The organism is Methanoculleus sp. (genome assembly GCF_036677455.1).
GTDB lineage: Archaea > Halobacteriota > Methanomicrobia > Methanomicrobiales > Methanoculleaceae > Methanoculleus.
The window spans coordinates 1-7,871 of the sequence record NZ_JAVBWL010000009.1; the positions used below are offsets into that span (position 1 = coordinate 1).

Annotated in this window: 7 protein-coding genes; 6 read left to right on the forward strand and 1 reads right to left on the reverse strand. The window is 65.6% G+C overall.

The genetic code is table 11. The features are described 5' to 3' along the window. The 6 genes from V6K60_RS03100 to V6K60_RS03125 all read left to right on the forward strand — a co-directional run. A partial coding sequence (locus tag V6K60_RS03100; protein ID WP_332449052.1) for a fasciclin domain-containing protein occupies positions 1–385 on the forward strand: 385 nt, incomplete at its 5' end. Positions 386–466: 81 nt separating this feature from the next. Continuing rightward, the gene (locus V6K60_RS03105) at positions 467–1,687 is read left to right on the forward strand and encodes a universal stress protein (protein WP_332449053.1); all 1,221 of its coding nucleotides are present in this window, start codon (positions 467–469) and stop codon (positions 1,685–1,687) included. After that, complete coding sequence (locus tag V6K60_RS03110; RefSeq protein ID WP_332449054.1) at positions 1,674–1,874, forward strand: hypothetical protein; 201 nt, start codon at positions 1,674–1,676, stop codon at positions 1,872–1,874. Before V6K60_RS03105 ends, V6K60_RS03110 begins: the two co-directional genes overlap by 14 nt. Positions 1,875–1,883: 9 nt before the next feature. Then, positions 1,884–2,822, forward strand: a complete 939-nt coding sequence (locus tag V6K60_RS03115; protein WP_332449055.1) for an ABC transporter ATP-binding protein — start codon at positions 1,884–1,886, stop codon at positions 2,820–2,822. Then, positions 2,812–3,477: a hypothetical protein gene (locus V6K60_RS03120; RefSeq protein WP_332449056.1), complete on the forward strand. Its 666-nt coding sequence runs from the start codon at positions 2,812–2,814 to the stop codon at positions 3,475–3,477. The genes V6K60_RS03115 and V6K60_RS03120 overlap by 11 nt, the downstream gene beginning before the upstream one ends. 132 nt (positions 3,478–3,609) lie before the next feature. Beyond that, complete coding sequence (locus V6K60_RS03125) at positions 3,610–3,798, forward strand: hypothetical protein (RefSeq protein ID WP_332449057.1); 189 nt, start codon at positions 3,610–3,612, stop codon at positions 3,796–3,798. A gap of 187 nt (positions 3,799–3,985) precedes the next feature. Here the strand turns inward: V6K60_RS03125 and V6K60_RS03130 are convergent, their stop codons facing one another. Continuing rightward, complete coding sequence (locus V6K60_RS03130) at positions 3,986–7,573, reverse strand: Ig-like domain-containing protein (protein WP_332449058.1); 3,588 nt, start codon at positions 7,571–7,573, stop codon at positions 3,986–3,988. Positions 7,574–7,871 lie beyond the last annotated feature (298 nt).

A 7,871-nucleotide genomic window follows, 5' to 3' on the forward strand; every position in this document is an offset into this window, starting at 1 on the left:
GGCGTTCGGGAACTTCACCCTGTTCACGGGCCTCCTTCAGTCGACGGGCGTCGCCGCGAGGCTTGAGGGTCCCGGACCGTATACGGTATTCGCCCCGACCGACGCCGCGTTCGACAGGATGGACCCCGGCGCCCGTGAGTCGGTCCTGAACGGTTCTGCGAACAGCACGGAGGTCGTGCTCTACCATATCGTAAACGGCTCCTACACGCTTGCCGGGCTCCGAAACGCTTCAACGCTCCGGACCCTGCAGGGCGGGAACCTTACCGTGAACGCTACCGGCACGGCCGTCATGGTGGACAACGCCACGGTCGCGATCCCCGAACTTATGGCCGACAATGGTATTATCCAGGGCATCGACACCGTCCTGCTGCCACCCGGGGCCTGATCTTCTGACATCCATTACGACCCCGGGCAGCCATACCCAAGCATTTATGCCGTTTGTGCCGCTCTTCTCCCTTGTTTGTCCATGATGTATCAGCAGGTTTTTGTCGGTGTGGATGGGTCTCCCTGTTCCGACCTGGCGGTGGACGCGGCTCTCGCCTTTGCTGCGTCCACCGGCAAGGGCAGGTGCACCGGCTGCCATGTGTATGCCGCTCGCATGCACCGGCAGCGCTTTGAGGATATGGAGCCCGGCCTCCCGGAGCGCTACCAGGAGGAGGAGCGGCTCGGCTCCCTGCGGGCGACGCACGATGATCTGATATCCGGGGGCATGGCGCTCATATCGGACGCCTACCTCGCGCCGCTGGCGGCAAAGGCCGCCGCCCGGGGCGTCTCGTTCGAGCCGGTCACGGCCGAGGGCAGGGGATACGTCGAGTTCCTCCGGCTCATCCGGGAGCACCGGCCGGACCTCGCGGTGCTCGGCGCGACCGGGCACGGAGAGATGCCGGAGGTGCCCCTCGGCAGCCTCGCCGAACGGGCGCTCCTGTATGCCCGCGAAAGGGATCTCCTCCTGGTGCGGCGGCCGTGGAACCTGAGGAACCGTCCGATCGTCGTAGGCGTGGACGGGAGCGGCACAAGCTATGCGGCCCTGGCGCGTGCGGCCGCGATCGCTTCCGCCTTTGACGCGCCACTGGAAGCGGTTGCCGTCTACGATCCCTTCTTTCATTCCGGCGTCTTTCCGGTCATCGCCGATATCCTGCCTGAGGAGGCGCAGCGCCGGTTCGACTTCCCGGCCCAGGAGCGCCTCCACGACGAGATCATCGACCGGGGCCTCGAACATCTCTACCGGCGGAACCTGGAGCGCGGGGCGGCCCTCGCCCGGGCCCTGGGCGCCCGGGTCCGTACGGCGGTCGTCGCCGGCAAGGTTTGCCCGCAGGTGCACCACCATGCCGCGGTCCGGGGGGCGGGGCTCCTCGTCCTCGGCCGTTACGGGCTGCACCGGGAGGAAGAGTCGTTGATCGGGTCGAACACCCTGAATCTTGCCCGGATGAGCACCACGAACGTCCTCGTCGTCGCGCCGCCAGAGAGCCCGGTCGCGGTGCCGGACCTGCCTTCCGATGCGACGATACCCTGGACACCGGAAGCGGAGAGCATCCTTGCACGGGTGCCGCCGTTTGCGCGGGGGATGGCGCGGATGGCGGTCGAGGAGCATGCCCGGGATCGGGGGCTCTCCCGGGTTACGGAGGACACTGTCCGGGGCGTGGCCCGGCGGTCCGGGGTGGGAGGCGGTCAGGATGCAGGTTCCTGATGCCCGGGCGGTCGTCTTCACCCGGGCAAAAAGGTTTGCTCCTGATTTCCACCGGCATATCCTCCGCGGGAGGATCGTGGGGCAGACTGTCCGTCCGGGCGACCGGATCCTCGTCTACGAGGTCGCCGAGACCGTCCCCGAAGGGGCGGTGCGGGTCACCCGGTCCACACACCTCGAGTTCCGGTGAGGGAGAGGGATGGTCGTCGCCCTGCGGGACGTGACGAAACGGTTCGGCTCCGTCCGGGCGCTTGATAGGGTCACGCTCGACGTGGGGGAGGGAGAGATCCTCGTCCTCCTCGGCCCCAACGGGTCGGGGAAGTCCACCCTCTTGAAGGTCGTCGCCCGCCTCATCCCTCCCGACGAAGGGACTGTTGTGCTCCCGGCGGACGGGCGGGCGATGCTCGCAAGCACCGGGATGCTCTTTGACCATACCGCCCACTGGGAAATGCTCACCGGCTACGAGAACGCCCGGTTCTTCGCCCGTTCTTACGGCATGGACCCGGCGGCGGTGCACGAGCGGCTCGAAACCCTCTTTCATCTCTTCGATCTCCGGGAGCGGTGGGGCGACCCGGTCTCTACGTACTCCTACGGGATGCAGCGGAAACTCGGTCTTATCGAGGCCCTGGCGCACGAGCCCTCCCTCATCCTGCTGGACGAACCGTCGATCGGCCTGGACTACCGGGCGAGGGTCACCCTTGCCGGGCTCCTCCGCACGGCGGCCCGGCGGGGTGCTGCGGTCGTCTTCTCCACGAACGACGTGAACGAGGCGGCAGGCCTTGCCGACCGGGTGGCCCTCTTCGACCGGGGCTGGTTGCTCGTCTCGGGGGAGCCGTCCGCGCTCGTCCGATCGCTCGGTGCGAAGGTGACGATCGACCTCCGATTGAAGGCGCCGGTCGCGCTCCGGCCGCTCGGCGAGGTTCCCGGCGTCGAGAGCGTGGGTGCGGAAGAACGGGAGGACGGGTTTTACGCAACAGTGATAGCCACGCCGGACGAGGCTGGCCCGTCGTCCTTCCTTGCCCGGATCGTCCACGCGGTGGCGGGCGAGGGGGGGGTGGTCATGGGCGCCGAGATCCGAACTCCGGGGCTCACGGACGTCTTTCTCGCATATACGGGGGAGAAACCGGATGCATCCTGACTCGTTCTTCCGGAAAGAGATCCTCGAAGACCTCCGGAACCGCCGGGGACTCCTCCTGAAGTTCGCCCTGCCGGCGGCGCTCCTGCTCCCTCTCATACTCTCCGATGCGCCCGTATCCCTGCAGGCCGCCGGCATCACGGTCGCCGTGGTCTTTTCCGGGGTCTTCGGGTCGTCGATCGGGCTCGTCCGCCTCCGCGAGAGTGGTATGCTGGACCGGATGGCCATGCTGCCCGTCTCGTCCGGCCGGCTGACCGCCGGATACGTCCTCGCAAACGCCCTCCTTGACGCGGCGCAGGTCGCCGTCCCCCTCGCCGCTTTCCTGCTCGTCCACCCTCCGGCCCCGGAGGGGGTTCTCTTCGCCGTCGTATCATTCGCTTCCGCCGTGGTTGCGGCGAACGCCCTCGGCGTCCTGGTGGCGGTCGCTCCCGGCTCGTCCGGCGAGGGGCACCTGTATGCAGTCATCACGGTCATGGCCGCTATCGCCCTCTCCGGGCTCGTCGCGCCCGCCCCGTACACGCAGGGGCTCCTTCCCTTCTGGTACCTCTACGCGGCTCTCCTCGCTTCTCCCGGGGCATTCGTCCTCTCCCCGCTCCTCGCCGCTCTCCTCCTCGGGGCCGTGCTCGCGGTCTCGCCCGGGCTCTTCCGCTACGGGTGAGTGCCGGCATGATGTCCGTGTATCCGGGAGGGCTGCGGTCCTGAAGTACTCGCAACCGCCCCGCAGGTCGCTCCGGCGGCGACCCGCACGGGTGGGCAAGGTATAACTATTATGTCCGTCACGGGGGAGACCATGAAGTCTGACCTGGTCCTCCTGGCGGCGCTCCTCCTCGTCGCTCTCGGCATCCTGGCCGCAGGGTGTGTCTCGCCGGGCGGCAACCCCACCCAGCCGACCGAAACCTCCACGGCAACGGGACCGACCGTCACGGAGACACGGCCCGCCACCGTGACGACCGCACCCGGCGGCCAGCCCGGGTACTGACGCACCGGACGGCCGAACAAGTTGCCGGGGGGCGCACCCTCCCCTCTCTTCTGCAGGACTCCGTGGAACGGGTCCTGTATCTGCTCTGGTTGCCACCGGCAGGCGGCCTCTTGCTCCCGCCGGCCCCTCGTTACCGCGAGCGGGCCGGTATGGAGCAGATCCACGATACGTGCAAAAAAAGGTAGGGTTAGTGCTTCCTTCTCGCCCAGAGGAGGAATGCCAGCGGGGCGAGGAAGGGCGCGTAGACGAGCGGTGCCGACGTCGTCGCCGGTACGGCGGTGGTCGGCTCCGTCGTCACGTTCTCGGTCGCTACGGGCGTCTCGGTGACGGTAGGTGTCTCCGTGACCTCCGTCGTGGCGTTCCCCTCCACCGCAGATGCGGCCACGCTCACCGGTGACGCAACGATAGCGAAGGTGGAGAAGCCGGGGGTGGTTGCCCGGAAGTTGTGCCTTCCGTTCTCCTCACCGATGACCGTGGTCTCCAGGGGCTCCCAGGTGCCGTTCACGTAGTGCATGAGCCCGACGTCCTCTGCGGTCGCGTTGTGGGCTTTAAGCCAGTCGGCGGGAACGCTGAAGAATACGGTCGCGGAGCCGATCAGGCTCGGGTTCACCCAGTGGGGGGTGATCTCGACGTACTCGTAGACGTCACCGGTGGGGGGCTCTGCCGCCGAGGGCGCTTTTGCCTTCTTCACGGTCAGCATCATCTGCGGGATGGTGCCGGCTGCCGTGACGTTGACGCTGCCGACCGACGTGGTGGTCAGTTCCGAGAATGTGAACGACTCCCCGCTCCTCAGGTTCTCGCAGGTCGCTGCGGAGAACGTCGGCTCACTGCTGCCGCCGCCGCTTCCGCCGCTCGATGAGCCGCCGTTCCCTCCCTGATCGGGATCCGGTGCGGCGGTCGCCGAGACGGTGACTGCTGCGGTTCCTGTCGCTTCGCCTGCCGATGCCGTTACATCCGCCGATCCCTCGGTGAATGCCCCAAAGAGGCCTGCCCGGTCGATCGTGCCGATCTCCGGGTCAGAGGATGCCCAGGTGACCTGGATCCAGTCCATGGCGTTGTCGCGCTGGTCATAGACAGTCGCGGTGAACTCCCGGGTTGCTCCGGGCAGAACCGTGGCCGTGGCCGGTTCGACCGCGATCCGCGTTGCGACCGGCGACGATGCGACGGTCACGGTCGCGGTTCCGGTCTCGTTCTCTGCCGTTACGGTGATGGTCGCTGTGCCGTCGGCAACTGCGGTGAAGAGCCCGGTCTCGTCGATCGTCCCGACGGCCTCATCGCTGCTCGCCCAGGCGACGCTGGCGCCCGGGGTTGCGTTGCCGTCCTGGTCATAGACGGTCGCGGTGAACTGCCGGGACTCCCCGGCACCCAGGGTGATCGTCGACGGGGAGACGACGACGCCTGAAGACGCCGTGGCGACCGTGACGGTCGCTTCTCCGGTCATGTTCCCTGCCGTTGCGGTGACGGTCGTCATGCCGTCGGCGAGGGCGGTGAAGACTCCGTCTGTGCCGATGGTGCCGACGGCCGGATCGCTGCTCGTCCAGGTGACGTTGGCGCCGGTCATGATATCGCCGAACTGGTCGAGAGCGGTCGCGGTGAAGGTTGCCGTGTCACCGGGCCCGAAGGTGATCTCCGACGGGGTGACGGCGATGCTCGCAAGAGCAGGTTCGTTGCTGATGACCGTGACGGTCGCTTCTCCGGTGATGTTCTCTGCCGTTGCGGTGACGTTTGCCGTGCCTTCAGCGAGGGCGGTGAAGATGCCGGTCTCGTCGATGGTGCCGATGGCCGAATCGCTGCTCGTCCAGGTGACGTTGACGCCGGTCATGGCGTTGCCGTTCTGGTCACGGGCGGTCACGATGAACCGCTGGGTGTCGTCTATCGCGAGGGTGGCCGCAGACGGCGTGACCGCGATGCTCTCCAGGACCGGTTCGGGCGGCGCTTCGACGGTGACGAGCACCGAGGCGGATGCGTTCTCTGCCGTTGCCGTGACGTTCGTCGTGCCTTCGGCAACCGCGGTGAAGAGCCCGTTCGCGTCGATGGTGCCGATGGCCTCATCGCTGCTTGTCCAGGCGACCGTGGCATCCGGCATTTCGGTGTCGTTCAGGTCATAGACTGTTGCGGAGAAGTTCACTGTCTCGTTGACCACGGCGGTGGTTCTGTCCGATGTGATCGCGATACGCGCTGCGACCGGTTCGACCGGCGCTTCAGCGCTGACGGTGACGGTTGCTTCTCCGGTTATGTTCCCTATCGTTGCATTGACGGTCGTCGTGCCTTCGGCAACCGCGGTGAAGAGCCCGGTCTCATCGATGGTGCCGACGGCCTCATCGCTGCTCGCCCAGGTTACCGTGGCGTTGGACAGTTCTTCATCGTTCTGGTCGAGGACGGTTGCTTCGAACAGTCGTGTACCACCGATCTGCAGGGTGGCCGTGGCCGGGGCAACCGTGATGCTCGCCACTTCAGGCGGTTCGACCGGCGCTTCAGCGCTGACGGTGACGATCGCCGAGGCGGATACGTCGCCTGCCGTTGCAGTGACGGCCGTTATACCCGCGGCAACCCCGGTGAAGAGACCGGTGTTGTCAACCGTGCCGATGGTCGGGTCGCTGGTCGTCCAGTTGACCGTGACACCCATCATGGTTTCATTGTTCTGGTCGAGGACGGTTGCCTCGAACGCCATCGTGCTGTTGACCGCAACGGTGGCTGCGATCGGGTCAATCACTATATCGGTTGCGACCGGCTCGACCGGCGCTCCGGGTTCGTAGACGAAGATGTAGAGGTTCGAGTTAGGGCTCGCGCCTCGCTGCCAGACGATGGTGTTGCCGCTCGCGGCAGGGTAGAGCTGCTCGTCAGTGGAGCCTTCAGGCACAAATACGGACATCTCCTCATCGGTGGAGAGGTCGTACATGTAGATGCTCCGATTCCCGTCCCGCATATCCTCCCAGGCGATTAGATCCCCGCTGATCGCCGGCGAGATCTGGTAACCAGGGGCGTTGGTGATCCGCTGCTCCCCGATGGACGGGTTGTCGAGATCGGCCATATAGATCTCAGCGTTAGAGCTTCCATGGCGGTAATCCTCCCAGGCGATGAGGCTCCCGGAGAGCCAGGGCCAGGACTGGAATCCCATGCTCGTCGAGACCGAGCCTTCCATCGTCCCGGCCGTGATGTCGTAGTAATGAACCTTCTCGTCCTCCGCCTCTATCCAGGCGACGTACTGCTCCGAGAGTGCGGGTTTGAACTCGGTCGACCCGCCGGGGATCGTCGTCTTCGCGTCGGCGTCGATGATGGTAGTCTCGTTCTGTGCGATGTCATAGAGGACGACATTCGTTCTGCCCGAGGTGCTGTTGCTGTCGTACCAGGCGACGTAGTTCCCACGGACGATGGGCATCCGCTGGTCGTCCGGGTTGTTGGTGAGCCGGGTCGTCGCGCCTGTCGAGCGCTGGTAGAGGTAGATCTCCCGGTCCCCGTCCCGGTCATCCTGCCAGGCGATGTAGTCTCCCGAGATGGACGGTTTCTCCTGCGAGGCGGGGTTGTTTGTTACCCTCTCGCCGGTGTAGCCGAGCGACGCCCGGAATGCATCTGCGGTGCCGAGATAGATCTCCATATTTCCATCCCGACCGTCTTCCCAGACGATCACGTTATTGTCGACATCGGGGCGGTTCTGTGCAGCGTTGAAGCCCCGGTACAGGTGATCCCCCGGTGCCGCTACTGCCATAACCGGCGATATCAGCAGCCCCACGATGACGGCTGCCCACAATAGTGCCAGATGTGTGTGTTTTGTCATTCATTTCCCCCTTTGTGATCTCCACTCTCCACCTGCAAGACCGCGGTACATACCTTCCGGTAGGTACAGACGGGTGCTGGAGCAGGTGTTCGGGTGAGCACGCCGCAGGCGTACTGCGAAATCAGATTATGGTCCGGTCATGAGGTAGCCGGTGAACCGGTCAATGGCGGTATAAATATATATCCTTTGCGGCGTATTATTCTCAAATTATTATAATAAAAACAGGAATGATATAATCATCCGCATGACCGCGGGGGGATCCCCGAGGCCCCTCTCTGCTGTCTCGATGGAGGAGGGT